Annotated in this window: 31 protein-coding genes; 21 read left to right on the top strand and 10 right to left on the bottom strand. The window is 51.6% G+C overall.

Translation table 11 applies throughout. From position 1 onward, the window contains the following. The 18 genes from HUX74_RS06780 (at nucleotide 1) to HUX74_RS06695 (ending at nucleotide 15392) form a co-directional block, all read left to right on the top strand. Complete coding sequence (locus HUX74_RS06780; RefSeq protein WP_005807072.1) at nucleotides 1-324, top strand: DUF4134 domain-containing protein; 324 nt, start codon at nucleotides 1-3, stop codon at nucleotides 322-324. 49 nt (nucleotides 325-373) lie between these two features. Then, on the top strand, nucleotides 374-751 hold the full coding sequence (locus HUX74_RS06775; RefSeq protein ID WP_005807074.1) for a DUF4134 domain-containing protein: 378 nt from the start codon (nucleotides 374-376) through the stop codon (nucleotides 749-751). A 12-nt stretch (nucleotides 752-763) separates the two neighbouring features. Further along, nucleotides 764-1060 (top strand): hypothetical protein, encoded by a 297-nt coding sequence (locus tag HUX74_RS06770; protein ID WP_005807076.1) that lies wholly within the window; start codon nucleotides 764-766, stop codon nucleotides 1058-1060. A gap of 104 nt (nucleotides 1061-1164) precedes the next feature. Beyond that, on the top strand, nucleotides 1165-3870 hold the full coding sequence (locus HUX74_RS06765) for a helicase HerA domain-containing protein (RefSeq protein WP_071148946.1): 2706 nt from the start codon (nucleotides 1165-1167) through the stop codon (nucleotides 3868-3870). Between the two features lie 11 nt (nucleotides 3871-3881). Then, the gene (locus HUX74_RS06760; RefSeq protein WP_071148947.1) at nucleotides 3882-4361 is read left to right on the top strand and encodes a hypothetical protein; all 480 of its coding nucleotides are present in this window, start codon (nucleotides 3882-3884) and stop codon (nucleotides 4359-4361) included. Between the two features lie 11 nt (nucleotides 4362-4372). Beyond that, nucleotides 4373-6904 carry a hypothetical protein gene (locus HUX74_RS06755; protein ID WP_071149384.1) on the top strand — a complete coding sequence of 844 codons (2532 nt, stop codon included), beginning with the start codon at nucleotides 4373-4375 and terminating at the stop codon, nucleotides 6902-6904. Further along, on the top strand, nucleotides 6901-7626 hold the full coding sequence (locus HUX74_RS06750) for a hypothetical protein (RefSeq protein ID WP_071148948.1): 726 nt from the start codon (nucleotides 6901-6903) through the stop codon (nucleotides 7624-7626). The genes HUX74_RS06755 and HUX74_RS06750 overlap by 4 nt, the downstream gene beginning before the upstream one ends. Before the next feature lie 18 nt (nucleotides 7627-7644). After that, nucleotides 7645-8403 (top strand): DUF5045 domain-containing protein, encoded by a 759-nt coding sequence (locus tag HUX74_RS06745; protein WP_007216017.1) that lies wholly within the window; start codon nucleotides 7645-7647, stop codon nucleotides 8401-8403. A 21-nt stretch (nucleotides 8404-8424) separates the two neighbouring features. Next, nucleotides 8425-9558, top strand: coding sequence for a hypothetical protein (locus HUX74_RS06740; RefSeq protein ID WP_071148949.1), 1134 nt, complete (start codon nucleotides 8425-8427; stop codon nucleotides 9556-9558). A gap of 42 nt (nucleotides 9559-9600) precedes the next feature. Further along, nucleotides 9601-9996, top strand: coding sequence for a hypothetical protein (locus HUX74_RS06735; protein ID WP_071148950.1), 396 nt, complete (start codon nucleotides 9601-9603; stop codon nucleotides 9994-9996). Between the two features lie 6 nt (nucleotides 9997-10002). Beyond that, on the top strand, nucleotides 10003-10617 hold the full coding sequence (gene traK, locus HUX74_RS06730) for a conjugative transposon protein TraK (RefSeq protein ID WP_007216015.1): 615 nt from the start codon (nucleotides 10003-10005) through the stop codon (nucleotides 10615-10617). Between the two features lie 12 nt (nucleotides 10618-10629). Next, nucleotides 10630-11019, top strand: a complete 390-nt coding sequence (locus HUX74_RS06725; protein WP_005807095.1) for a hypothetical protein — start codon at nucleotides 10630-10632, stop codon at nucleotides 11017-11019. Further along, the gene (traM, locus tag HUX74_RS06720; RefSeq protein WP_071148951.1) at nucleotides 11016-12161 is read left to right on the top strand and encodes a conjugative transposon protein TraM; all 1146 of its coding nucleotides are present in this window, start codon (nucleotides 11016-11018) and stop codon (nucleotides 12159-12161) included. Before HUX74_RS06725 ends, traM begins: the two co-directional genes overlap by 4 nt. A gap of 14 nt (nucleotides 12162-12175) precedes the next feature. Then, nucleotides 12176-12529, top strand: a complete 354-nt coding sequence (locus HUX74_RS20690) for a hypothetical protein (protein WP_008781599.1) — start codon at nucleotides 12176-12178, stop codon at nucleotides 12527-12529. Continuing rightward, a complete protein-coding gene (locus tag HUX74_RS06710) occupies nucleotides 12526-13305 on the top strand; it encodes a site-specific DNA-methyltransferase (protein WP_005807102.1) in 780 nt (259 codons plus the stop codon). Before HUX74_RS20690 ends, HUX74_RS06710 begins: the two co-directional genes overlap by 4 nt. A gap of 46 nt (nucleotides 13306-13351) precedes the next feature. After that, nucleotides 13352-14203, top strand: a complete 852-nt coding sequence (gene traN, locus HUX74_RS06705) for a conjugative transposon protein TraN (protein ID WP_032534606.1) — start codon at nucleotides 13352-13354, stop codon at nucleotides 14201-14203. Then, nucleotides 14200-14712 (top strand): hypothetical protein, encoded by a 513-nt coding sequence (locus tag HUX74_RS06700; protein WP_005807106.1) that lies wholly within the window; start codon nucleotides 14200-14202, stop codon nucleotides 14710-14712. Before traN ends, HUX74_RS06700 begins: the two co-directional genes overlap by 4 nt. Before the next feature lie 8 nt (nucleotides 14713-14720). After that, nucleotides 14721-15392, top strand: a complete 672-nt coding sequence (locus HUX74_RS06695) for a DUF1566 domain-containing protein (protein ID WP_005807109.1) — start codon at nucleotides 14721-14723, stop codon at nucleotides 15390-15392. 48 nt (nucleotides 15393-15440) lie between these two features. Here the strand turns inward: HUX74_RS06695 and HUX74_RS06690 are convergent, their stop codons facing one another. Together HUX74_RS06690 and HUX74_RS06685 are read right to left on the bottom strand one after the other, a co-directional pair. Next, nucleotides 15441-16433 carry a nucleotidyl transferase AbiEii/AbiGii toxin family protein gene (locus HUX74_RS06690; protein WP_007216011.1) on the bottom strand — a complete coding sequence of 331 codons (993 nt, stop codon included), beginning with the start codon at nucleotides 16431-16433 and terminating at the stop codon, nucleotides 15441-15443. Beyond that, nucleotides 16430-17149, bottom strand: a complete 720-nt coding sequence (locus HUX74_RS06685) for a DUF6088 family protein (protein ID WP_005816027.1) — start codon at nucleotides 17147-17149, stop codon at nucleotides 16430-16432. The genes HUX74_RS06690 and HUX74_RS06685 overlap by 4 nt, the downstream gene beginning before the upstream one ends. Before the next feature lie 151 nt (nucleotides 17150-17300). Here HUX74_RS06685 and HUX74_RS06680 point away from each other — a divergent pair, with 151 nt between their 5' ends. The 3 genes from HUX74_RS06680 (at nucleotide 17301) to HUX74_RS06670 (ending at nucleotide 20726) form a co-directional block, all read left to right on the top strand. Further along, complete coding sequence (locus HUX74_RS06680) at nucleotides 17301-19487, top strand: type IV secretory system conjugative DNA transfer family protein (RefSeq protein WP_071148952.1); 2187 nt, start codon at nucleotides 17301-17303, stop codon at nucleotides 19485-19487. Beyond that, entirely contained in the window at nucleotides 19484-20017 is a 534-nt protein-coding gene (locus HUX74_RS06675) for a glycoside hydrolase family protein (RefSeq protein WP_005807116.1), read from the top strand. Before HUX74_RS06680 ends, HUX74_RS06675 begins: the two co-directional genes overlap by 4 nt. Before the next feature lie 214 nt (nucleotides 20018-20231). Further along, nucleotides 20232-20726 carry a WG repeat-containing protein gene (locus HUX74_RS06670; protein ID WP_005807119.1) on the top strand — a complete coding sequence of 165 codons (495 nt, stop codon included), beginning with the start codon at nucleotides 20232-20234 and terminating at the stop codon, nucleotides 20724-20726. Between the two features lie 65 nt (nucleotides 20727-20791). Here the strand turns inward: HUX74_RS06670 and HUX74_RS06665 are convergent, their stop codons facing one another. From HUX74_RS06665 to HUX74_RS06630, 8 genes are all read right to left on the bottom strand, one after another. Continuing rightward, the gene (locus HUX74_RS06665; protein ID WP_071148953.1) at nucleotides 20792-21160 is read right to left on the bottom strand and encodes a hypothetical protein; all 369 of its coding nucleotides are present in this window, start codon (nucleotides 21158-21160) and stop codon (nucleotides 20792-20794) included. Nucleotides 21161-21193: 33 nt separating this feature from the next. Then, nucleotides 21194-21466 carry a hypothetical protein gene (locus HUX74_RS06660; RefSeq protein WP_005807122.1) on the bottom strand — a complete coding sequence of 91 codons (273 nt, stop codon included), beginning with the start codon at nucleotides 21464-21466 and terminating at the stop codon, nucleotides 21194-21196. A 7-nt stretch (nucleotides 21467-21473) separates the two neighbouring features. Next, a complete protein-coding gene (locus HUX74_RS06655) occupies nucleotides 21474-21752 on the bottom strand; it encodes a hypothetical protein (RefSeq protein WP_005807124.1) in 279 nt (92 codons plus the stop codon). 531 nt (nucleotides 21753-22283) lie between these two features. Further along, nucleotides 22284-22727 (bottom strand): JAB domain-containing protein, encoded by a 444-nt coding sequence (locus HUX74_RS06650; RefSeq protein WP_022209715.1) that lies wholly within the window; start codon nucleotides 22725-22727, stop codon nucleotides 22284-22286. 422 nt (nucleotides 22728-23149) lie between these two features. After that, entirely contained in the window at nucleotides 23150-24880 is a 1731-nt protein-coding gene (locus HUX74_RS06645) for a ParB/RepB/Spo0J family partition protein (protein WP_071148954.1), read from the bottom strand. 45 nt (nucleotides 24881-24925) lie between these two features. Continuing rightward, the gene (locus tag HUX74_RS06640; protein WP_007216000.1) at nucleotides 24926-25183 is read right to left on the bottom strand and encodes a hypothetical protein; all 258 of its coding nucleotides are present in this window, start codon (nucleotides 25181-25183) and stop codon (nucleotides 24926-24928) included. 312 nt (nucleotides 25184-25495) lie between these two features. Beyond that, nucleotides 25496-26275 (bottom strand): transposase, encoded by a 780-nt coding sequence (locus HUX74_RS06635; protein ID WP_174646391.1) that lies wholly within the window; start codon nucleotides 26273-26275, stop codon nucleotides 25496-25498. Between the two features lie 156 nt (nucleotides 26276-26431). Next, entirely contained in the window at nucleotides 26432-26752 is a 321-nt protein-coding gene (locus HUX74_RS06630; protein ID WP_174646390.1) for a hypothetical protein, read from the bottom strand. Between the last annotated feature and the right edge of the window lie 19 nt (nucleotides 26753-26771).

The raw sequence follows: 26771 nt of genomic DNA, 5'->3' as shown, positions 1-26771 counted from the left end.
ATGTCGATTAAGCAAAAGATAGTATGCCTGTTAATTCTTGTACCCTATGCGGCTTTCGCCAAGAGCGGCAGCGTGAACTACAGCTGGGGAGCGGATGCGCTGGCCACGATGCACGACTTCGTGGTCACGATGATGCTGTATGTCCTGTATATATGCTACTCCATCGCATCCGTTCTGGTCATCGTGTCCGCCTTCCAGATCTACATCAAGATGAACACTGGAGAGGACGGCATCGTCAAATCCTTTTTATCGCTGCTTGGCGCGTGCCTGTTCATCATCGGGGCCTCCATCGTGCTTCCGGCATTTTTCGGTTATCGCATATAAGGCTGTTTAACAATCCAATACATAAATATTAACTCAAAAACGATCAAGTATGTTTCAGAAAGTAAAACAAATGTGCCGAAAGGCAAAAGGATTCATCCAAGGTGTTTCCACCAAAGTGAAGATGCTTGCACTCACTTTGTTCTCTGGTACCACAGCAATGGCCCAGAGTACGGCCGGCGACTATTCAGCCGGTACTACCGCACTTTCTACCGTGGCGGAGGAAATTGTCAAGTATGTACCAGTCATGGTCAAACTCTGCTATGCCATCGCCGGTGTAGTCGCCATTATCGGCGCCATCTCCGTTTACATCGCCATGAACAACGAAGAGCAGGATGTCAAAAAGAAGATCATGATGGTGGTTGGTGCATGTCTTTTCCTGATTGCAGCAGCACAGGCTCTTCCTTTGTTTTTCGGCATTGACGCATAAAAGTACCGAGGGATGAAAAGCAAGGAAACACGTTATCCGGACTATCCGCTGTTCAAGGGGCTGCAACGTCCTCTTGAAGTGATGGGATTGCAGGGCCGCTACATCTATTGGGCGGCAGGAACGGCAGGCGGAGCCATCGCGGGCTTCATAGCCGCTTACTGCCTTGCCGGATTCGTGGCCGGACTGGCCGCGCTGACAGTCATTCTGTCGGTGGGCATCGTGCTAATCATCTTCAAGCAGCGGAAAGGTCTGCACAGCAAGAGAACGGACCGAGGCGTGTTCGTCTATGCCTACTCGCGTAAGGTCTGACAAAATTAAACCATCACAGCAATGTGTGGCTATATTGAATGTTGAACGCGGGTAGGTTCGTATGAGATACGGGCCTACCCCTATTTAATTGAACGTATATTGAAATGACCCTATACATTATCCTGATTTTCGTTGCCTTATGCGCGGGTATGGCCATATCCGTCCATGCGTTCGGTACCGGAGGCAAGCGCAAGCGTATCTTCCAGGACATCTATTTCTCGGTGGAAGACACGGAAGGCGTGGGTGTCCTGTACACCAAGACGGGCGAATACTCCGCCGTGCTGAAGATCGAGAATCCGGTACAGAAGTATTCGGCGAACATAGACAGCTACTACGATTTCACGCATCTGTTCTCCGCCCTTGCCCTGACCTTGGGAGAAGGTTATGCCATTCACAAGCAGGACATCTTCGTGAGGAAGCGTTTTGTCAACGAGGATACCGGGAAGCAGGAGTTCCTTTCTGAATCGTATTTCCGGTATTTCAAGGGAAGGGCGTACACGGACAGCATGTGTTACCTGACCATCACGCAGGAAGCCAGGAAAAGCCGCCTTTTCTCGTTCGACAACAAGAAATGGCGTGATTTCCTTGTCAAGATCCGCAAGGTACAGGACCAGTTACGGGACAGCGGCGTGCAGGCGCGTTTCCTGAACAAATCCGAGGCAAGCGATTACGTGGACCGGTATTTCGCCATGAACTTCAAGGACCGTATCATCTCGATGACGAACTTCAAGACGGACGACGAGAGCGTCTCGATGGGTGACAAGCGCTGCAAGGTGTACAGTCTCGTGGACGTGGACTGCATCTCGCTGCCTTCGATGATCAGACCCTATACCAATATAGAAGTGAACAACACGGAAATGCCCGTGGATCTTGTCTCGGCCATTGACAGCATTCCGAATGCCGATACAGTGGTCTATAACCAGGTCATCTTCCTTCCCAACCAGAAGCGTGAACTATCGCTGCTGGACAAGAAGAAGAACCGGCACGCGAGCATTCCCAACCCGAGCAACCAGGCAGCGGTCGAAGACATAAAACGTGTACAGGAGGTGATTGCCCGCGAGAGCAAGCAGCTCGTGTACAGCCATTTCAACCTTATAGTGGCCGTGTCCGGCGATACGGACCTGCAGAAGTGTACGAATCATCTGGAGAATGCTTTCGGTAGAATGGGAATCCATATCTCCAAACGAGCCTACAACCAGCTGGAGCTGTTCGTCGGCTCGTTCCCAGGCAACTGCTACAGCCTGAATGAAGAGTATGACCGGTTCCTGACCCTATCGGACGCGGCGATGTGCCTGATGTACAAGGAACGTGTGCAGCACAGCGAAGACACCCCGGTGAAAGTCTATTACACTGACCGCCAGGGAGTGCCTGTCGCCATCGACATCACCGGCAAGGAAGGCAGACAGAAACTGACGGACAACTCGAACTTTTTTGCCCTCGGGCCGAGCGGTTCCGGGAAATCCTTCCACATGAACTCTGTCGTGCGCCAGCTGCACGAACAGGGTACAGACATCGTAATGGTCGATACCGGAAACTCCTACGAGGGATTGTGCGAGTATCTGGGAGGCAAGTACATCAGCTACACGGAGGAACGCCCCATCACGATGAACCCGTTCCGTATCCACAAGGAAGAGATGAACGTGGAAAAGACCGGCTTCCTGAAGAATCTTGTCCTGCTGATCTGGAAGGGCACGCAGGGAACAGTCACGAAGACGGAAGACCGTCTGGTGGAAAATGTAATCACCGATTATTACGACGCGTATTTCAACGGCTTCGACGGCTTCACGCCCATGCAGCGGGAAGACCTGAGAAAAAGCCTCGCCATAGACGAACGCAACCGTGACGGGAACCGTGAGGAAAGCGAGCAGGAACGGAACAGCCGTATCGAGTGCATGATAGACGAAATGGAACGCAGGCGCAAGGAGTTGAAGGTGGAAGAACTCTCGTTCAATTCATTTTACGAATACTCCGTCCAGCGTATTCCGGACATCTGTCACGAGAACCACATTTCGGGCATAGACCTCTCAACTTACCGCTACATGATGAAGGACTTCTACAGGGGCGGCAACCATGAAAAGACCCTGAACGAGAACATGGACAGTTCGCTGTTCGACGAGACCTTCGTGGTGTTCGAGATTGACAGTATAAAGGATGATCCGCTGCTGTTCCCGCTTGTCACGCTGATAATCATGGACGTGTTCCTGCAGAAGATGCGAATCAAGAAGAACCGCAAGGTGCTTGTCATCGAGGAAGCCTGGAAAGCCATTGCCAGTCCGCTGATGGCCGAGTACATCAAGTTCATGTACAAGACGGCCCGTAAGTTCTGGGCCAGCGTGGGCGTTGTGACACAGGAGATACAGGACATCATCGGCAGTGAAATCGTGAAAGAGGCCATCATCAACAACAGCGATGTGGTGATGCTGCTTGACCAGAGCAAGTTCAAGGAGCGTTTCGACACCATCAAGGCCATTCTCGGACTCACCGATGTTGACTGCAAGAAGATATTCACGATCAACCGGCTGGACAACAAGGACGGCCGTTCGTTCTTCCGGGAGGTATTCATACGAAGGGGAACGACAAGCGGCGTGTATGGCGTGGAAGAGCCGCATGAATGCTACATGACCTACACGACCGAACGTGCTGAGAAGGAAGCCCTGAAACTCTACAAGAGGGAGCTCCGGTGCAGCCATCAGGAAGCCATCGAAGCCTATTGCCGGGACTGGGATGCCAGCGGCATCAGCAAGTCCCTGACATTCGCCCAGAAGGTCAACGAGGCCGGACGGGTACTGAACCTGAAAGCAAAACAATAAAATCAGATACAATGGGAAAATTTGATATAGACCGACCTATAGCGGAACTGTTCAGAGTTGAGCCTTACGCTCTCCGCATCCGCAACGTGTGCAACAGCCACGATATTGCCACCATCCGGGAACTGTGCCTGCACAGCAACTGGGACTTGATTCATTTCCGCCATTTGGGGGAAAGGAGCATCGCGCACATGGAAGAAATGCTGGGCAATTTCGGATTGCGTCTGGGCATGACTGAAAAGGAACTGGACGTATATATGGGACTTGAGTCAGACGAGGACAAAGCCGTCGCGGCTATCATGCGTTTCGAGGAATCGGAGGCGGTCAAGTGGGACCAGCGCCGGTATGAAGTAGCCAGAGACCTGTATGTCAGATACAGGGGTCTGTCCCCATACGAGGCTATGGAGGAAGCAGAGAAGCTGATACTGGCCCTGCAGGGAGTACCTGAGAAGAACAACCGCAGCAAGCGGAGAGGTAATATTTTCAACCGTTGAACAGAATGAACATGAAGCGACTGTCACTTGTCTTTGCAGTTCTGCTGCTTGCCTTCACGCAGCATGTCCACGCCCAGTATTACAGCGTGAACTATGACGCACGTACCGTGGCGGCAATGGCAGCCGCGTTCGGTACGGAGGTCGTGGCTGAAAGCTACTACCGTGAGCAGGTCGATGACATCCTGAAGCACTATACGGCGGCGGAGGTGGCGGCAGCCGGAATCTTCTCTTCCAAATTTCTGGAACACAAAGCACTCTCGGACCTCGGTATCTGGTGTAGCAGCACGGAAAACTACTATTACCGCCGTATCTACCACATGGTGGCCGACAAGATCATACCGAAAATCTGGGTGGTGGCAAAGCAGATGCTTCACTCCCCACAGACAGCGATCCACTGGGGCAGCTACCTGATGAAGGTGTGCGATGAGACGAAGAGCCTGTGTATGCAGTTCGAAAGCGTTGTGACAAACAGTACACTTTCGTTCTCGGACATCGCTTTTCTGGAGATCAACAGCGAGGTCGTGCCTCTGCTGAAACTTTCGGAACTGGGCGGTATAGACTGGCAGCGGATGCTGGACGATTTTTCCCGGATTCCTGACCGCTTTACACGGGAGAACCTGCAAAGCGACCTTGACAATCTCTACAATCTGGGTGTCGGTCTGGCAACGGCCGGTGCGAGTAATCTCGGCGATGCCCTGCTGCCTGAAAGTATGTTCCATAACCTGCTTTCGGGCAAGGTCAGCGAGATTGCCAACCTGTACGACCATTACTCCGGTCTGTTCGAGGAAGCGGAACAAGGTATCGGGAACCTGCTGCTGGACAAGATCGGCGGTCCTGACAACGTGGCCGGCCTGTTCGAGTTCGGGGATTACGACCTTGCCGGCTGGACCAGTGACTATATAGACGACGAAGCCGGGACTTATTACACGCAGCGCTGGTACATCGCCAGACGTGACCAAGGCAGCGTGTCATTGTGTGACTATTACCCGCCCACGGACGACAACAGCATCCTGAACGGCGGTGAGTGGACCCGTTTCGAAACGAGCGACCCCGGTTTTTATCCCAATGCCTCGCAGCGGGAACAGGCTCTCTCCAACTCGGAACGATATGCCGGATGGTCGAGAAACCGTGTACAGCAGCTCAACAACCAGAATGACGGCAACACTTACAGCATCAACTACTGGCAGAACGCCTACATCATCAGCCGCGGCGGCAAGCAGACAAAGAAGGCTTACGCCTACGAGATACATGTCAAGAAAAGCTGGAACCATGAGGAAATCGTGTATGAAGAGATATTCGATTCCTACACTATGGATCTGGAGACCTTCAAGGCGCAGCTCAATGCCCGTCTGTCGGAATTCAACGAGAACGAGGACGGCTATGTCTATTACATAGCTTCCGACGCGCGGAACTACTATCAGGCAACGGATGCCGCCAAACTTAAAGGATGCGAGAGCGTGACCATCAGCGTCACCTGCTCGGACGGGGCCACCCTGGGCCAAGGTTCGACCCAGTACAAATGCAGGAAATGCGGCGGTTCACCCAATGCCCATACCAAGGATTGCTCCATGCAGACCTCCGTGACGGAAAATGAACTTGACTTTTCGGAATTGGATGAGCTGATACGGGAGGCAGACAACCAGGTAGCCATGCTTCAATCACAGATCAAGGCACTGGAGGATGAGAACAAGGAGCTGCTGAAGAAAATATCCGAGGCCAGTGTAGAGGATGCTGCCGTTTACAGGCAGCAGTACAACGCCAACCTGACGCGTATCGGAGAGTTGAAGGCAGAACTGGCCGAGTGGCAGAAGAAACAGAAGGAATACGCTGATGCGAAGCAGGAAGCGGCAAACGACAATGACGTGCCGACGGACGACTACTACCGTATCCCGGCCATCATGCAGGACTGCAAGACGGCCTACAGTCTGTCGTGGCAGGACGGCGGTTCGTGGAATGGATACACGTTCGTCCGCAAGGCGACCATGCCGAATATAGACGGCGAGATAACTTTCAAGGCAACCATCAGCATAGCACGCAAGCCGAAATACTTCCTCGGCATCAAGATTCACCGTGCCATTGTACAGATCAGCTGGGAACTGACCTCGCAATACACCGACACGTATGTGGCCGACGTGCTGACATTCGACCCGGACCTTCCGGAAGAAGAAAAAGAGCGGATCGTGAATGAACGTATCGCGGAAATCGCCCGGGAGCATCCGTCATGCAAGATCACGACGGAATATGCCCGTACCACTCCGATGGAAGATACCTCTACCGGAGAGGTGTACCACCTGCTGTGGTCAAGTGACCGTCTTGAAATCGCGCGTGAAGTGGATTCCCGGATTACGCAGATATACGCCGACCTGGTATCCCTGGAAAAGATGATGCATTACAAGCGCAGCATCATCGACGTGCTGAAGGATGTCCTTCCGGATCTGAATATGGACGAAGGGCGACGCCTCACTCTCGTGGAAGAATGCCATGACCGTTGGGTGGAAAACGCCCGTAGCCTGCGAAGCGGGAGAAAGGAGGAAAGACCATGAAACGGGCCTTGCTGATAACCATAGTGCTGCTTGCACTCCTGCCTGATGTCGTCAAAGCACAATGGACATTCGACGTGGTGTCCGTTGAAGCCTATATCAATGACCATAAGAAGCAGCGTAGCTTGTTGCTGGCCCGAAGTACCCTTGAGTACAGCAACCAGCTGCTGCACGAATACAGCCGCAAGGAGGTCGGCGAATACAAGGAGCTGAATATCGACCTTGACCGGTACACCCGTGCCTTTGATGTCATTGATGTGATGTACCAGTCGTTACGCACGGTATTGAACGCAAAGAACACCTACAATACGGTAAGTGACCGGATAGCGGACTACAAGTCCATGCTGGAGGCATTTCACGAGAAGGAGCTGAAACGCGGACGCATCGAACCCTCCGACGCCCTGCTCATCACCATCAACGAGAAAGCTATACGGGATATAGCCCATGACGGGGAGCAACTCTACAAGTCGGTCAGCGACCTGGCGCTGTATGCCACGGGAGCGGCGGCCTGCTCCACTTCGGATCTGCTGATGGTGCTGGAGGCCGTGAACAGGTCTCTGGACGACATCGAACGGCATCTGAACCGGGCCTATATGGAGACCTGGCGATACATACAGGTAAGAATCGGCTACTGGAAGTCGAAGATATACCGTGAACATACCAAACAGGAGATAATTGAAGGAGCCTTCGGACGTTGGCGCAACTCCGGAAGGCTTGATTACTAACGATAAAAGGGAAAAAAGATGAACAGAAAACTCATGCTCATGACGGTTGCGATCATTGCAACAGCAACGGCACAGGCGCAGTATGTGACCTATAACCACGACTCGCCGAAGCAGAACCAGATTACGGTCATGGAAACCGGTGCGGGCTCCCTCACGCCGGAACTGTACTACTGGGCATTACACAACAAATACAAGAAATCGGCAGCGGCAAAGAACAAACTGGGGTTCCGCACAACAGCCGGCATCAACCTCTATAACCAGACGGACGAAGCCGAATCCATCGATTCGGCATTGGTGAGCCGCGCGAAAATAGAGGCCCTGAACGTGGCGGACCGACAGGCTGATATCGCCTGGCTTGCCGAAGGTGACAAGATCAACGGCCAGATGGAAAGGATGAAGCGTAACATCGACCGTATCCTTCCTGCCGGGGGCACCCCGGAGGACAGGGAACGCTGGACGGAATACTACCATGTTTTCCAGTGCGCCATTGATGCTACCAGGGATGCCTATATGCCCAATGCGCAGCGGAAGAAAGAGTATCTGCGAATCTACGACGACGTGGTGCAGCAGAATGAGATTCTTGTCAGCTATCTCGCCAAACGGCAGAATGCCACCCTGACGAGCAACCTGCTGAACGCGACCTCGGACCGTACCTTGGACAAAGGCAGCGTCATCAGGGAAGCCATGAGCCGCTGGAACGAATCGCGTCTCGCGGTGCGTGGCTCACAGTCGGGCGGCAGTTCCGGGGGTGACGGTGAAGAGAGTGTAAACAGGTGAAACTAAAAAGACAGACGGCAAATGGCAGACGGAAATATACTCACTGATTTCGGTATCAATCTTCTTGAGGAGGAGATTGACGATGTGATTTTTCAAACGAACGAGTTCCTCACGGACGCGACGTTTACGGGTTCGCAGGGGCCGTTCTGGTGGATACTGCAGATGTGCATGGCTCTGGCCGCCTTGTTCTCGCTTGTCATGGCGGCAGGCATGGCCTACAAGATGATGGTGAAGCATGAGCCGCTGGATGTGATGAAGCTGTTCAGGCCGCTGGCTGTTTCCATCGTTCTCTGCTGGTGGTATCCGCCTGCAGACACGGGTATGGCCGGCAGCGGAAGCGACTGGTGTTTTCTGGACTTCCTTTCCTACATCCCGAACTGCATCGGTTCGTACACGCATGACCTGTACGAGGCGGAAGCCACACAGATAGCGGACAAGTTCGAGGAAGTGCAGCAGCTCATCCACGTAAGGGACACGATGTACCACAGCCTGCAGGCACAGGCGGATGTCGCCCACACGGGAACATCAGACCCCAACCTTATCGAGGCGACCATGGAGCAGACCGGTGTGGATGAAGTGACCAGCATGGAAAAGGATGCCGCGGAACTGTGGTTCACCTCCTTGACGGCCGGTGTCGTCGTGGGAATAGACAAAATCATCATGCTGATTGCCCTTGTCGTGTTCCGCATAGGCTGGTGGGCAACGATCTACTGCCAGCAGATATTGCTCGGTATGCTGACGATATTCGGCCCGTTGCAATGGGCGTTCTCTCTGCTGCCGAAATGGGAAGGTTCCTGGGCAAAATGGCTGACGCGTTACCTGACGGTACATTTCTACGGGGCCATGCTCTACTTCGTGGGCTTCTATGTATTGCTCCTTTTCGACATCGTGCTGTGCATCCAGGTGGAAAACCTGACCGCAATCACGGCCAGCGAGCAGACAATGGCGGCCTACCTGCAGAACAGTTTCTTCTCCGCCGGTTATCTGATGGCGGCAAGCATTGTAGCCTTGAAATGTCTGAACCTTGTACCTGACCTTGCGGCGTGGATGATACCGGAGGGCGACACGGCCTTCAGTACGAGAAATTTTGGAGAAGGCGTGGCACAGCAGGCCAAGATGACAGCGACAGGCGGTATCGGGGCAATCATGAGATAAGATAAAAAACATATAAACAACAATCCTTAAAAATAAAAAAGTATGAACGTACAAGAACAAATCAAAGAATGGTGCAAGGACGGACGCTTCCTGCGCTACGCGAATGAACGCATGAGAAAAGAGATTACCGAAGTTCCGGAAAACCATGTAGTTACCCCGGAGTATGAAGCCCTTGACGAAGGCTTCGAGTATGACGACCATTATGCAGCGCCGCTGGCCGCTTACCTGACCTACCGTCTGCAAATGGCCAAGTTGCAGAAAAAGGCGAAAGTGCGCAAACGCGGTATCTGGTGGGTATTCGTGCAGGTCATGACGCTGGGCCATTACGTGCATGTCTTTTCCGATGAGTTCGGGGCTCTCGCTGCGGAACTGCAGGAAACAGTCATGCCGATGCTGCACGATGAATATGTAATGATGTTGAACGGGAAAAGACAATAAACCGATATGATTATCAAGCATCTGGAAAACAAGATACGGCTGGTGGGCATTATCTGCACGGCCTTTCTCGTGGGATGTGTCATCATCAGCGTATCGAGCATCTGGACAGCCAGGACAATGGTGTCGGATGCACAGAAAAAGGTGTACGTGCTGGACGGCAACGTGCCCATTCTTGTCAACCGTACCACGATGGATGAAACGCTTGACGTGGAAGCCAAAAGCCATGTGGAGATGTTCCACCACTATTTCTTCACCTTGCCGCCTGATGACAAATACATCAAATACACGATGGAAAAGGCGATGTACCTGGTGGACGAAACAGGTCTGGCGCAATATAACACTCTTAAGGAGAAAGGTTTTTATTCCAACATCCTCGGCACGAGTGCCGTGTTCTCGATTTATTGTGACAGCATCCGCTTTGACAAGAGCACCATGGAGTTCACCTACTACGGCCGCCAGCGAATCGAACGCAGAAGCAACATCCTGATGCGTGAGCTGGTGACTGCCGGTCAGCTCAAGCGTGTACCGAGAACGGAGAACAACCCTCACGGTCTGCTGATAGTGAACTGGCGCACTCTCCTTAACAAGGATATAGAACAGAAAAGCAAGAGCAACTATTAAACAATCAAGGATATGAACATCAAGGGATTCAGACGGATGCTGCTGGGCGAAAAGATGCCTGACAGGAATGATCCGAAGTACAAGGAACGCTATGAGCGTGATGTGGAAGCCGGACGCAAGTTTGCCAAGGCGACCCGTATAGACAAGGCGGCAGCCAAGGTACAGGGCTTTGCCAACGTGCACCGTACTCTTTTTCTGGTCATCGTGTTCGCTTTCGTGCTGGGCGGGCTGGCATGGAACATCTACCGTATAACAGTGGTATATCGTCACCAGCCTGCGGAGAGGACAGCGACAGAGATGCAGGATTCGGTATTGAGGGAGCGACACAGGATGTTGCAGGAAGAGGAACTGAGGGAAACCGGGACAGGAAATACAAACCGTAGCAAAACAGACTTGCCATGAAAAAGATATTTGAGAAAATCAATTTCAGACAGCCGAAGTACATGCTCCCTGCCATTCTTTATATCCCTCTGCTCGGTGCGTCCTACTTCATATTCGACCTGTTTCATACCGAAACGGCGGATATACCGGACAAGACGCTGCAGACAACAGAATTCCTGAATCCGGAACTGCCGGAAGCGCAGATCAAGGATGACGGCATTGGCAGCAAATACGAGAACATGGAGAAATCGTGGGGCAAGATACAGGACTACTCGGCGGTCGGCAACATAGAAAGAGACGAACCTGATGAAAACAAGGAAGAATATGAATCACAATACACGCAGGATGACATCGCCCTGCTCGATGAGCAACAGCAGGAAAAAGCAGCGGCAGCGGAAATTGCCGCCGCCAAAGAGCGTGAACAGGAAGCACTCGCGGAGTTGGAAAAGGCCCTTGCCGAAGCACGGCTGAAAGGACAGAACATGGTGATGCCCCCTGAAGAGGCGGATACCACGGACACCGTTCCGCCGCAGAATGTACTGGAGGCCGGCACCATCGACGAGGAGAAACGTCCGGTGCAAGCACCGTCGGCAGACGAACCGCCCAGCGCGGTAGTCCGCAAGGTGAAGACCACCTCGGACTATTTCAACACGCTGGCGAAGGATGCCCGTGAACCGAAGCTGATCCAGGCCATCATAGACGAGGACATCAAGGCTGTGGACGGTTCACGCATCAGGCTGCGCCTGCTGGATGACGTGGAAATAGACGAGTGCGTGGTGAAACGGGGTACGTACCTGTACGCCACGGTAAGCGGCTTCTCGTCCGGACGTGTCAAGGGAAACATCAACAGCATCCTTGTGGACGACGAGCTTGTGAAGGTCAGTCTCGCGCTTTATGACACGGACGGTATGGAGGGTCTGTATGTACCGAACAGCCAGTTCCGGGAAACGAGCAAGGATGTGGCCAGCAGTGCCATGTCGGGCAACATGAGCATGAGTACCGGAACTACAGGAAACAGCCTCGCCCAATGGGGAATGCAGGCGGTGAACAACGCTTACCAGAAGACGAGCAACGCCATCAGCAAGGCCATCAAGAAAAACAAGGTCAAGCTGAAATACGGGACTTTCGTCTATCTGGTCAATGGTCAGGAAAAAAGGAAATAAAAAGGTTCGAGACAATGGAAACAGATATTTCAAAACTACATGAGGGAACGGACGGCTTTTACTACGATGACTTCCTCGCTCCCGACAAGGCCGAAACATTCGTCGGGCAACTCGTGAGTACCCAATGGTGGCAGAAAGGTGGACGCTTCGCCCTGATATGCAACTTTCTGGCAGAGGACGGGCGGAGAATCGCCTTGTTCGCCTTCCAGAAATACACTGGCTTTTACGGGCCGGGAGACGGGGCGGTCAATTTCAAGCACGCGGAGATGAATACCTTCTGGGAGTGTGAGGTCCGGGAAAACCGGAAGGGACGTTGTACTTGGGCGAGTGCCCTGCAGCTTGGAGGGCCGAAAAACAACGCGATATGATAGAGACGGACAAGATATACAACATGGACTGCCTGGAAGGCATGAGCCGTATGCCGGAGGGAAGCGTCGATGCCATCATCGCCGACCTGCCTTACGGTGTATTGAACCGCGGCAACCGGTCAGCATGTTGGGACAGGCAGATACCCCTCGGTCCGCTGTGGGAGCAGTACCGTAGGATTATCAAGCCGGACAGTCCGATCATCCTGTTCGCCCAGGGAATATTCTCCGCGCATCTCATGCTTTCCCAACCGGGAATCTGGCGTTATAACCTCGTATGGCAGAAGGACCGTGTTACGGGCCATCTCAATGCCAACCGGATGCCGTTGCGCCAGCATGAGGACATTCTGGTGTTCTACATGAAGCAGCCCGTGTATCATCCGCAGATGACACCGTGCCCTCCCGAAAGGAGAAACCATGGACGCAGCATGACGGAAGGCAGTTTCACGAACCGGTGCTACGGGGAGATGAAGCTGGTACCGGTACGCATGGCGGACAACAAATATCCGACATCGGTCATTTTCATCCCGAAAGAACACAAGACAGGGGCATTCTATCATCCGACCCAGAAGCCTGTGGCACTGGTCGAGTACCTGATACGCACCTACACCGACGAGGGGGACACCGTGCTGGACAACTGCATCGGGTCCGGAACGACTGCCATTGCCGCAATCCGTTCGGGACGGCACTATATCGGATTCGAGACCGTGAAGGAGTACTGCGACATCGCCGAACTCCGTATCCGGGAAGAACTGGAGCGAATACATACGACGACATAAGGGTAAAAGAAAAACAAATGGAATATAAACAATCAACGACATGAATATGAATCTCAAGAAAATCGGAACGGTATTTCTTCTGACAGCCGGACTGCTGGGAACGCGGAATGCACAGGCGCAGACGACCTACGAGGAAATGGAACAACTGACGGTCAACGAACAGGTGACGACCGTCATCACGGCATCGGAGCCGGTACGCATGGTGGACATTTCCACCGACAAGGTGGTTGGCGACCAGCCTTTGGACAACATTGTACGGCTGAAACCCAAAGAAGCCGGGCACGAGGACGGCGAGGTGATTGCCATCGTGACCGTCATCACGGAACGCTACCGCACGCAATACGCGCTGGTTTACACCACACGGCTTAAGGAAGCCGTAACGGACAAGGAGATACTCCCTCACGAGCGCAACGCCTACAACAATCCGGCAGTATCGATGTCAACCGCCGAGATGACGCGCTTTGCCAGACGGATCTGGAACTCTCCGGCGAGAATCAGGAATGTGGCCACCAAGGCACACCGTATGGTGATGCGCCTGAACAACATATACTCTGTCGGGGACTACTTCTTCATAGACTTTTCCATAGAGAACAAGACGAACATCCGTTTCGACATCGATGAGATCAGGGTAAAGCTCGTTGACAAGAAACTCGCCAAGGCCACCAACGCCCAGACTATCGAGCTTACTCCGGCGATGATACTGGAACCGGGAAAGACATTCCGACATGGCTACAGGAATGTGCTTGTCATCAAGAAGATGACCTTCCCGAACGACAAGCTGCTGACTGTCGAAATGACGGAAAAGCAAATCAGCGGCCGCAATATCAGCCTGAACATCGATTATGAGGATGTGTTGTCTGCCGATTCGTTTAACGCTGACCTGCTGGAGGAGGAATGATTATGAGAAAGACTCTGATTCTGATGTTTGCCTGCATGTGCCTTGCCTTCAGCGCGAACGCACAACGCAACAGCGGCCGTCTTTCACTGGGGGTCGGGCTGCTTTACAGGAACGGTATGGACGTGACGTTTTCATACGAACATGAAATGAACTACCGGCACGCGTGGGAGTTCTTTGCCAACGGCTACCTGCAGTGGGCCGAATGCGGCCCGTGCGGCCATATCTGTCCGGAATCCTTCTGGCGCAACTACCGCACCTATGGCTTTGGCGTGGCATACAAGCCTTGCGTGGTACGGGGCCGCAATCATTACGGCAACCTGCGTATAGGAGCTTCGGCAGGAAGCGACACGAAGAAGTTCCTGGGCGGCCTGCATTTCGGTTACGAGCACAATTATGTGCTGCGGTCCGGATGGACGCTGTACTGGCAGGCGAAGAGTGATTTGATGATAAAGGGCGCGGATCTGCTTCGGGTAGGTGTAGCCCTTGGTGTGAAACTACCGATAAAATAAGGGAAAAGATGAAACAGAACATTTTCAGAAAGGTGAGCCGGTTCGTACCGGTACTTGTCGCAGCAGTCGCCGTGACAGGTTGTGACGCGCATATAGACGTACCGGACACGGCTGTCCGCCCGGGACATGTCCTGTGCGAGGACGGAACGGCCTTGTCCTACACGGAATACCAGCAATCCGGGAAAAAGGCTGTGGCCGTCGTGTTCGACACCCGGCAGCATGAGGGTGCGGAAGGAAACGGCTACGCGGTTTACCTGTGGGACATCACCCCGCAGGCATTTGCCGACAGCCTCGGTATTGCCCAAGGCACATCTGCGGACCTCGCGGCACATGACGGCAATGCCAATACATTTGCTCTATATGAAACGAAGGAAACGGCTTCGCCGATGGCGGAAGCGGTCTTTGACCTCTGGTGTTACGGGCAGAGCGCATACGTTCCGTCGGTGGCACAGATGCGTCTGCTATATACTATCCGGGAAACGGTAAATCCTGTCATCGAACAGTGCGGGGGCGATCCGTTGCCCCTGACCGACGGCGACTGCTGGTACTGGACATCCACGGAAGTGGCAGAACAGGAAACGGCAAAAGCCTGGCTTTACTCGATGGGCAGCGGAGCCATACAGGAAACACCCAAGACACAGGCGCACAAGGTACGCCCGATTATAACCATCAACCGGTAAACCAGAGATATACGATTGCGTTCTTTGACATTGTTGGACAACATACGATTACAAACCAGAGCCGAATTCACGCAGTAATGCCATCAAGCGACGTATGCTTTCCTCGACATCCGAGGGGGCCGGAATGGCACGATATGCCAAATCCGGGAGTTCACCCATGTAAACTGTCTGCAAGTTGCCCCAAACCTGCGGCAGATCTGTCATCAACGGGGACTCCTCCAGTCGCCGGTCACGCCAGCCTTCGGGCTTGTCAAAGCTCTGCCGGTCGTGTTCGAGCAGTGACCTGAAATCTTCGGGGAAAGCATCGCTATGAAGATACGTGAGGCACTCTTCATCTTTCAGCAGATGATGCAGATCGTAGAAATGACGGATTTTGGCCGTCAACTGCGGCATATATAGATTGGCCAGCGAGCATCGGATGAGTGACACCAATTTCTCGGTCAGCGTGCGGCGACGGTCAAGCACATTTACCTCGAACGGCTGCATCCCGTATTCCTCTATCATACGGTTGTTGCCGGTAGCCTGCAGGAACTCTGTCAGGAAACTGCAGAGAGAACGCCGCTCGAAGGGATATGGATTGGCAAAACTGTTGATTTCTACCAGGAGTTGCCCAGCCCGGATTGCTCCGACCTGTTCCGTATCTATGGCCCGTGGATAGGTGTAAAACGCCTTGTGGTAATGCGATCCCTTGCTTGTCATGCCGGGGATGACCAGTTCCTCCAGTCCGGCTGTCATATTCTTCGATGTACGGCGTATGAGGTTCTTTAGCTGGTTTCCGCTCAGTGTCCATGCTTCGGCGATGGCCACGTCAATGTCCTCGGAGAAACGTGCCCCGATGCCGTAGGCCTTGGTCAGGGAAGTTCCGCCCTTGAAAATGGCACGATTATCCTTGTCTCCGGCAGCCATAAGCGACAGCGAACGACAGATCCAATAGTCTTTCTCGATAAAGATACTCTTGATGCCGAGTCCGCCGTCCTGTACCGGACGTGCAGCCGCTTCTATGGCATCGGCAAACAGTTGCTGATTCTCGTGTAGTCTCATACGATGTTCCATTTTAATTTGGTGGGTAAAGCCTGTGCGGTGACAGGAAGTTTGTAGGTCGTGACCCCATTGAGTGTCGCACGCAATTGTCGGGTGTCAGCTCCAAGACTGTCCAGAATGGCACCCAGCAATGCCCGGACATACGGCTGGTAATTTTCGGCCAGGTCCGCCAGTTTCTCCAGATCGCCTTCGGACAGAGCGGCTATCAGCCGAGCAACGCCCCGCACACAATCGTCAGGTGATGTTGCCGGAATCTCACGGAGCAATTTGAGCGCGTCAAGGATCAGCAGCAGAGGAATGTTCTCCCGTGTGATTGCATTAGGCTGTACAAGGAAGGACACGCTGTATTCGCCCCGTTTCATAGGCCGGCGGTATTTGTTCGTGCCTATCGTAATGGCCGATGTGATCTGTGTCGTCAACCCCAACTGCGCAAATGCTGCCGTACCGGTCATATAGCCGATTGGCTTGCCGTTACGTTCCAGAAGGTCCTTGACCACCTCTGCCACCGGAGGCTTCAATGTGCCGAACACCGTCTGTTTAGGCTTGTAGTACCGTCCTTTGGCAATCTTGCAGATAGAGCCTTCTGCCACCAGACGGCTGAGTGCCTTGACCAACGCAGGCTGGTACTCCGGCAGCACATTGAAATCGGCAATGGTAAGCACCTTGCCCGGAGGCGTGGCGTCCAGTATTTCCTGTACCTGTTTAGTAATCACCATAATCGAATCGTTTTGTTCCGGATGCAAATATAAGAAAAGTCTTGTTTTTTACTGCAAAAACATGACATTTATTTTCGTCTGAATCAAAATAATCAAGTCCAACAATATCCGAGGCGATCAGAACCACAACCCAATAAAAAAGCTATAAAAAATGGAAGAAAGCAAAGAGTTACAAGGATTCTACAAGATATTCCGTGCAGTCGTCTATGTGTCGGTTCTGCTGGAGTTCTTCGAGTATGCCATTGACCCGGCAGTATTCGACCAGTGGGGCGGCATACTGACTGACATCCACGGACGTATCAAGCGATGGACGATCTATCAGGACGGCCATCTCGTGTACAGCAAGATAGCCACGATACTGCTGATCTGCATCACCTGTATCGGTACGAGGAACAAGAAGCATCTGGAGTTCAACGCCCGCAAGCAGGTGATTTTTCCCCTGACCGGCGGACTGCTTCTGCTTGTCCTGTCCGTATGGCTGTTCGGACATCCGATGGAAATGCGGCTCTATACGCTGCCGCTGAACCGTATCCTATACATGGCGGCTTCGCTCGTGGGAGTGATACTGGTACATATAGCCCTGGACAATATCTCCAAGTTCATCAAGGAGGGCCTGATGAAGGACCGCTTCAACTTCGAGAACGAGAGTTTCGAGCAGGGCGAAGAGATTCAGGAGAACAAATACAGCGTGAATATCCCGATGCGCTACTATTACAAGGGGAAGTTCCGCAAGGGATGGGTCAGTATCAGCAACCCTTTCCGCGGGACGTGGGTCGTGGGAACTCCCGGCTCGGGTAAAACATTCAGTATCATTGAACCGTTCATCCGTCAGCACAGTGCCAAGGGGTTTGCCATGGTTGTATATGACTATAAATTCCCGACACTTGCCACGAAACTTTACTACCATTACAAGCTGAACGAGAAGCTTGGAAGAGTTCCCAAGGGGTGCAAGTTCAACATGATCAACTTCGTGGACGTGGAATACAGCCGTCGTGTCAATCCTATTCAGGCAAAATACATCAACAACCTGGCGGCAGCCAGTGAGACGGCGGAAACCCTGCTCGAGTCATTGCAGAAGGGCAAGAAGGAAGGTGGCGGCGGAAGCGACCAGTTTTTCCAGACATCCGCTGTGAACTTCCTTGCTGCCTGCATCTATTTCTTTGTCAATTACGAACGGGAGCCGTATGACAAGGACGGAAACATGCTGTATGCGGAGAAACGTCAGGACCCGGAAACCAAATTCTGGAAGCCGACCGGAGTCGTGCGTGACAAAGAGGGCGGCAACATCGTGGAGCCGGCCTACTGGCTGGGAAAGTATTCGGACATGCCGCACATATTATCGTTCCTGAACGAAAGTTATCAGACCATCTTTGAGGTACTGGAGACTGACAACGAGGTGGCACCGCTGCTCGGGCCGTTCCAGACTGCCTTCAGGAACAAGGCCATGGAGCAGTTGGAAGGTATGATCGGTACGCTGCGTGTCTATACGTCCCGTCTGGCGACCAAGGAATCGTACTGGATATTCCACCGTGACGGGGATGACTTTGACCTGAAGGTGAGCGATCCGAAGAACCCGAGCTACCTGCTCATCGCCAACGACCCGGAGATGGAGAGCATTATCGGTGCGCTGAACGCCCTTATCCTGAACCGTCTTGTCACCCGAGTGAATACAGGCCAAGGGAAGAACATCCCGGTGAGCATCATCGTGGACGAGCTGCCGACGCTGTATTTCCACAAGATAGACCGACTGATAGGAACTGCCCGAAGCAACAAGGTGAGCGTGACCTTGGGATTCCAGGAGCTGCCGCAGCTGGAGGCCGACTACGGCAAGGTAGGTATGCAGAAGATCATCACGACCGTGGGTAACGTGGTCAGCGGTTCGGCCCGCTCGAAAGAGACACTGGAATGGCTGTCGAATGACATTTTCGGTAAGGTCGTGCAAGTGAAGAAGGGCGTGACCATTGACCGTGACAAGACCAGCATTAACCTGAACGAGAACATGGACAGTCTGGTGCCGGCATCAAAGATTTCCGATATGGCAACGGGATGGATATGCGGGCAGACAGCGAGGGACTTCGTGAAAACCAAGACCGGCGTAGGCGGCTCGATGAACATTCAGGAGTCGGAAGAGTTCAAGACCACAAAGTTTTTCTGCAAGACGGACTTCGATATGGGAGAGATAAAGAAAGAGGAAGCCGCGTATGTGCCGCTGCCGAGATTCTACACCTTCAAATCGAGGGAGGAACGGGAACGCATCCTGTACAAGAACTTCGTGCAGGTGGGTCAGGACGTGAAGGAGATGATCAAGGATGTGTTGAACAAACGGGGTGCGAAATGAAGCACGTAAGGATGTTTGTCATCATACTGCTGGTATCTGCAGTGGCAACAGTCTATGGGAAGGAAAGGCATGGGACAGAAACGGGAACTGCCCAACTGTCCATATACAAGCTGCCACCGCTGGAGAGGGCAATCAGATGCACGAAATACTATGAGGGTTGGCATGGTGAGAAAAAACATTGGCCCTATGTGGGATGGGGTCATAAGGTTCTTCCCGGAGAGAGTTTTACCAACGACATCACAAAAGCTCAGGGAGACTCCATCCTGCGAGCGGACATGATGAAACTTTGCCGTCTGTTCAGCAGATTCGGGCGTGATTCTACGTTGCTCTCGTGTCTTGCCTACCAGGTAGGCCCGTACCGGCTTTTAGGTAGCAAAGACTTTCCCAAAAGCAAGCTGATACAAAAACTGGAAGCCGGAAACAGGGATATTTACAAGGAGTACATTTCCTTCCGCTGCTATAAAGGCAAGGTAGTTCCGAGCATCGAGCGGAGAAGGAAGGTGGAATATCTGCTGCTTTTTGAAGAGTAAAAAAGAAGGGAGAATCTTTCGGTGTATTTCCGTCAATTTTCCAGGATAGAAAAGAAATATTTCACAAAAGCGAGAGAACAAGCCTATTACCGCCGATATCCTGAAAAAAAGGATAAAAAATATTTCTGGCTTCAGTTACTATTGCCGCTTGGTCTGTGGCTGATTGATTTATGTTTAATCTTCTGGCTTTTTACTTGGTATCATTGAATGGAATATGGAGAAAAGAAGACATGAATATAATCAGGGAAAGAAGGATGCTGTTCTGCCGTTTCAACATGCAGTTCCTGCTGCCTTGACATTAACAAATACAGATTATCAAATGAAAACAACCCGCATCATGAACAAGATTATCATTTATCTGAGTGCCGTATTGCTGCTGTGCAGTTGCGGCAGTGCAAGACATTATGCAGCGTTTCAATATGACAACGGAGACGACTATGTAAGTGAAGGACTGTACCGCATAGTGGACCGGAAAGGGCGTATCGGTTACGCAGACGAGACAGGCAAGACCGTCATCCGTCCTCGTTTTGCCTTCGGCTATCCATTCGAGGGTGGCAAGGCGAAAGTCACCGATTCGGGGGAACGGAAAGAGGTGGCAGGCTCCGGCAGCGAGCACTGGTATTGGGAAAGTGATGACTGGTACTACATTGACAAACAAGGGAACCGGTGTGAGAATCAAGATACAGACAAGGACAAAACACATCCATAACACAGCAATAACCCCGGAGGTTCAGACGCGAGCCTTCGGGGTTAGCCTATAAGTACAGCACTTCATCAATTGCCAAATCCGAATGACATGGCTGCCTGTCCACAGAAGCGTGCATATTCCTCTTTGTCAGTTCCGCTTTCAATATGGCGGTCTATCAGTTCTCCCAGTTCATCGAAGCAGACTTCGTCACTGAGGCACTCTATGTCTGTCCCGTTCCGGAGATATACTTCATAATAGTCCGAGCCGTTCAGACAGATCAGCACTTCCCCTTGGAAGAGTCTTCCGTTTACATGGAATTTCAGTCCCGGCAGGTCATTGAATACTGTTGCCATAAACTCCCCGATGCCCCATGACATAAGGACCGGCGTGTCGGTCATCGTTACCAGCTGTTCGCGAATTGTCGCAGCCACTCTCATTACATACTCTTTATCCATAATCTTGATTTTTAATAGATTTATATATTCATTTTATTCAAACCATTCCGGGTTGTCTTCTTTCAGCATCTCAACCAGCTCGTCATCCGGCAGCTCGAGACTTCCGGCATCGGTGAAGAAGAAAATCTCATCGTATAATTTCTCAGCCTCCTTACTCGCAAAGCCCTCGTTCTCGCTGTCGAAACTACCGGGCTGGAGTGCGTCAAGCAAACCTGTTGAGCCGATAAGGAGTTCTTCACCTTCATTTGATTTCACCACACGGCAAGAATAAGTTCTGCCGGCAAATTCCACCTCTTTCTTTTTCATCGGTCTATCACTTTAATGGTATGTTTCTCCCGTGTTCTTTCAGGTACTCCATGATACATTTCGCTTCCTCGTGTGAAGCCATATTGCGTTCGTCGTACCTGCGGCTGTCATCCGCCATAACCTTGATACACTCTTTAATCAACCTGTACAGGCTTTGCTGCAGTGTCGGGTGCATGGTCGGTATTGCTGCTGCAAATCGAGCCGGATTGAAACTGTAATTGTTGACTGCCATTTCCCAGTCTTTAGCGAGACGGTACTCTCTGCTTTCTTTGATGTCCTTGTCCATAATTCTGATATTTAACGATTTTGTTTTTCTTCCCTCTGTTCGGCCTCCTTTTCGGAGGAGCCGCTTCGGGATTTACGGTGCATCGAGAGACGGTCGTCAAAGCCTCTCCCGATGTTTTTTCCTGCCAATTACTCTTTCAGAGAAAGGAAGAATTTGCAGGAAATGCACTTCAAAACGGAGGGAACAGGCTCGACCGCCTACATTCGCACCAGTAAAGTCCACGCGGCGACGAGAAGGACGACGAAAGAAGAAATGACTCTCATGCCAATACAAGAGGGGAAATAGAAAGGGATAAGGGTGGTGGCGGGGGCTTATGACGGACGGCGTTAAAACAGGTGCAGCTATAAAGGTTCCCGGAGCGGCCGATGGCAGAATACGGCCCGTGCCGGATTCCGTCATCAGCCACAGATCCGGACCGGAGTGCTTACAGCAGCCCAGGGCTGCCGTCGTGCATGAAGGTTTTATAACAGTCTCCGCCTGGTGCACATGAGGGCGGCAGTATAACGGGATTTGCCGTGAAAAGAGATGCTGTCAAAGCATCCCTTCGTCCGCGTAGCTCAGATAGCCTGTATCCGAGAGGATGATATGGTCAAGGAGAGTGATGTCAAGGATTTCGCAGGCTTTCTTGAGTTTGCTTGTGATGGCATTGTCACTGGAGCTGGCCACCATGTTGCCTGACGGGTGGTTGTGGCTGAGGATTATGCCCGAGGCATGGGCCAGAAGAGCCGTCTGCAGGATGATACGGACATCCACAACGGTCTGGCTGATGCCGCATTTTGATATGCAGGAGAGTCCGAGAAGCCTGTTGGCTTGATTGAGGAACATCACCCAGCATTCCTCATGATGCTGCATACATTCATCGTATGCCTCCTTGAAGATGTCGTAGCTCACTCTGGAGGAGTTTACCATGATACGTTTTGCAGCATCGGCATCCTTGTAATTTACTGAAATCTGAGGGAAAGAAAATGTATTCATAATAACGAAGATTTAAGGTGAAACAATTTTTTTCGCCCGTGCACAGCTCTGTCTGGACTTCGTGCAAGATTTTGGGAAAGAATACTATCCGCAGGATTGGAGATTGTTTCCCAAATTCACCCGGATCTTGCGTTTGTCCGGAAAGATGCTGTAACTTCGCTGAAAACAAATGTTGAGACTACCGGGGTATTATAAGAGGTCCGGCTATAAAGGTTATCCGGGCCGGCCGATGACGGAAGACCGCCCGTGCGGCCTGTAGGAATCAGCCAGAACCCGGTCCGTACTGTTTCAGCAGACGGAGACTGCCGAAAGACAGTGAGGTGTATAAAAAAGGTCAGGCGGCGCCGGTCTGCCTCCGGCACTCAACAGAAAAGCAGGACGGATTTCTCCGCCCTGCATCTGAAATCAACTATGAATTATGGTCAAGCAGCAACCTCTTGGGATTGAGGTTGTTTTTCGTTGTCCGCATCGGTTTCAGTCTGCTCTGCTTCCTGTTTGGCCTGTTCCTGCACCAAAAGGACGGCTTTCTTTTCTTCGATGCGCTGATGTCTTTTTTCGTAAACTTCATTATGTCCGTTCTCGATGTCGGCAAGTCTTTCCGGCATGTGTTTTCCTGCAAATTCAAGCAACATGTCGGCTATGGCGTTGCTTCCGTATGCGTTCTTGAAATTCTCAATCAGGAAATCCCTGCGGATGACGGCTTTTGCCTTTGGTGTAAGATTGGCCACAATATTTGTCTTGTCCTCGTTGGACAGATAGGGCGAATGTTCTCCCTCTATGCCAACGGCGACAAAGTGTTCCTTTCTCAACGATGAAAGCAGGAAGAAATAAATCATCTTTTCTTCGTCAGCCCCGAACTTGGTTTCGGTCATATCCACTTCCAAAATCTGTTTTTTGGTATCTTCCACGGTCTTTTCCCTGGCAATCTCCTTGTTTCGCTTGTCCTGCTTGTCCAGTTTTTCAATCGGGGAAAGCTGTTCCTGTCCTGCCTGTTGTCCACTGACGGCATTCATCATGGAATTCTCCACATAACAATTGACAATGTCTTCGTTCCCAATCCGTGCGAAGAGCGATATTTCGCCTGCTTCTGCCCTGCGTACAAGTTCCTTGCCCTCTTCCATATAATCGTTCATATCCTGCTCATATTCAACCTTGGCTTCCTTATATTCGTCTTCCGTCTCATATTCTCCGGCTTCAGGCTCTTCGGGAAGTGTCGGGTAGTCTTTGTATCTGCATTGCAGTGCCACAACCTCATAGCCCATTTCCTTGAGGCGATTAACCGCATCCGCATTATAGCAATATGCGTCATGGCTTAGAGATAGTGCAGGATAAGTCTTAATGGTCTCTATTGCCTTTTCCGTCAAAAATGCGGCATTCATTTCATCAAGACAGCCTTTGTTGGCGCATTTTCCGCATGTTCCCTCACAGAACAATGTCATGTTGTTGGTATTATGGGGGCATGACAGGCAAAGGGTCTTGTCAAAGTTGTAACGTTCAAGGTCTGTCGTGAAGTGGCGCTCGATGTTCTTTGCCACCTCGGTCGCTTTCATGCCTCGCCAACTGCCAAACATGATACCCTCTTTCAAGTGCTTGTCGAAAACCTCTCTCTGGATGTCCTCGCCATATCGGCAAATTTCGCTTGCCACGCTGATAGTGATTTCGTCCTTTTCCAACAATTCTGCGATTTCGGGGATAAGGGAGACGAACTTCAGTCGGGTGCGGATATAGGTCTCGTTCTTGCCGAACTGCATGGCCAAAGACTGAATGTCGTGCCGTCCGCTTTCTATCAGCCTCTGATAGGAGTTTGCTTCCTCGATAGGGGTTACATCCTTGCGTTGCAGGTTTTCCGTCACCGCCATTTCTTCGGCGGTCTCGTCCGAAACATTCAGAACGATTGCCGGAATTTCTTCCAGTCCTGCCATGAGCGAGGCACGATACCTGCGTTCCCCGAATATGATTTCAAAGCGGTTCTCCGCAATGGGGCGCACCCCGATAGGCTGAAGGACGCCCTGCTGACGGATGCTTTCCGCCAATTCCGCAAGGCTTGCTACATCAAAATTCTTGCGTGGGTTATAGTTACTCGGCTGAATATCTGCCAAAACTACTGATACGATGTTCTTCTCTGCTACTGATTGAATGTTCATTGTTTCCATAATTCATAAATTTTGATTTGTTATACATTGATTGTCTGATTACTGCTATTCCTGTTGGTTGGTGTCATATTCGTACATCTGCGTATTGTCGTATCCCTCGAACGATAGCCGGAACGTGTCGAAGTCTTTCCTGCCAGCCAGCCTTACGGTATCGTTCTTTCCAATGAAATAGGGTTCAAGCATTGTCCGAAACGGTGCGCCGAGCGTAGTCCTGTCTGCCAATGTGCAAACCTTGTCGGGTTGTTGGGGCATGATATAGCCCAGTGCATATTCGTTGTAAACTACCAATCTTATTTTATCCATGTCGATGTCAATTTTGAATTGTTTTTTATTTCCCTCTGGTCGGTTCTTTTCCCGTTTGAACCGCCTTGGGGTTTTATGGATGCGGTTTACAGCTGTCGGTACAGCTTCATACGACGGCTTTTCCTGCCAATTACTCTTTCACAGAAAGGAAGAATTTGCAGGAAATGCACTTCAAGCCGGAGGATCAAGCGCGACAGCAGACCTTTGCATCTGATAAAACCAAGGCCGGTGCGGCGGGAATGAAGCCGGAAAGCGGTAAAAGATGAATTATAAAAGAAATGTTCTATCAATAGTTCGTTAAATTTTGGATAATCACGCAGCGTCCGAGACGCCATAATATAAGAGTTCTTTGAAATCGTTGGTATTTAATAGCCTGTGTGGGTGCTTTCCAGACATACGAATAAATCTCTGTATCATATCCGCATTATGAATCAGCGTCTTTACATTGGAGACAGAAAGATGCACGCCGCAACTCCGGGCAAAAGCCCTTGCCACGTTGACAGAGGAGAGCGACATGTTGAACGCAAAGTCCAGTGATTCCCTCTTCCGTGACTGGCAGTGGGCGAGTCCGGTAAACTGCTTTGCATCGCGGTAAAGGTACTCAATCTGGAATCGGGTTCGGTAGATGTCCATGATGTCTCTGGCAGACATCGAGGTGTCTGTAGAGAAGAACACCTTCCTCTCCTGAGTCTTCCTGCCTGGCTCGAGGCAGTCAACAATGACCACCTTGACCTTGCGCTTGAGACCTGCCGACCAGACAACCGCAGAATAGAGTGTTACCACCTTGTCATCCGAGGTGATGTCTTCACTCACAAACGCATTCATGTCGAGATTCCTGATGTCCACCCTGTCACCATAGACCTTAGGTCTTCCACGCTTGCCGGTCTTGGGACCATCATAAAGATAACGCAGTCTTACATCGCTCCTGAATCTGCTTATAAGGTTGAATCCCAAAGCAATGAGACCATCCACAAAAGGTTTCTTCGAGAAATAGGCATCAGCAACTACCGTCTTGCAGACTTTCCAAAGTGCATCTTTCTGAGAGGCAATGACCTTAAGATACCATGCCAGCAGTGAATTTGGATCATCCATTCCCGCAAGGTACTTGGGAGGACGGCCTCTGGACACGATGTCCACCGTCTGCACAGCCCTGAGATGTACGGCATCACGCTCATCGGCATCAACAAGCGCTATGCCCAGAATCTCAAGCCCCCATTTCGCGGCAGATGCGCATCCACTCCAGAAGTATCACGTACCGGGTGTGTGCTTTCCCGTCTTGGGAATGTAGCTCGGGTCGATGGGCATGGCAATCCTGTGCTGGAGTTTCTCCCTGCAGTACGCACGGTTATATCCCAACCAGTCAAACTTCTTCCGGAAGTTCTGTCTGAAACGGCTCTCGCAGCAGTCGCTGGACAGCGCCATTTGGGTGAAGTTCTTACGTTTCGTCATGCTTAGGAAAAGAATTGAAGTAATGACGAAGAAAGTTTTAAAACTTTTGCGTAACTTTGCAGTGCCATCAAGGGCATCATTGATGATCTTGGTGAGCTGGTCAAGTGGCTGAATTTCCATTAGCAAATTGGTTTGTCTG

Source organism: Bacteroides sp. Marseille-P8574, assembly GCF_902825465.1.
GTDB lineage: Bacteria > Bacteroidota > Bacteroidia > Bacteroidales > Bacteroidaceae > Bacteroides > Bacteroides uniformis.
The sequence above is the reverse complement of the archived record's forward strand: the minus strand, read 5'-3'. Positions and strand labels throughout refer to the sequence as shown.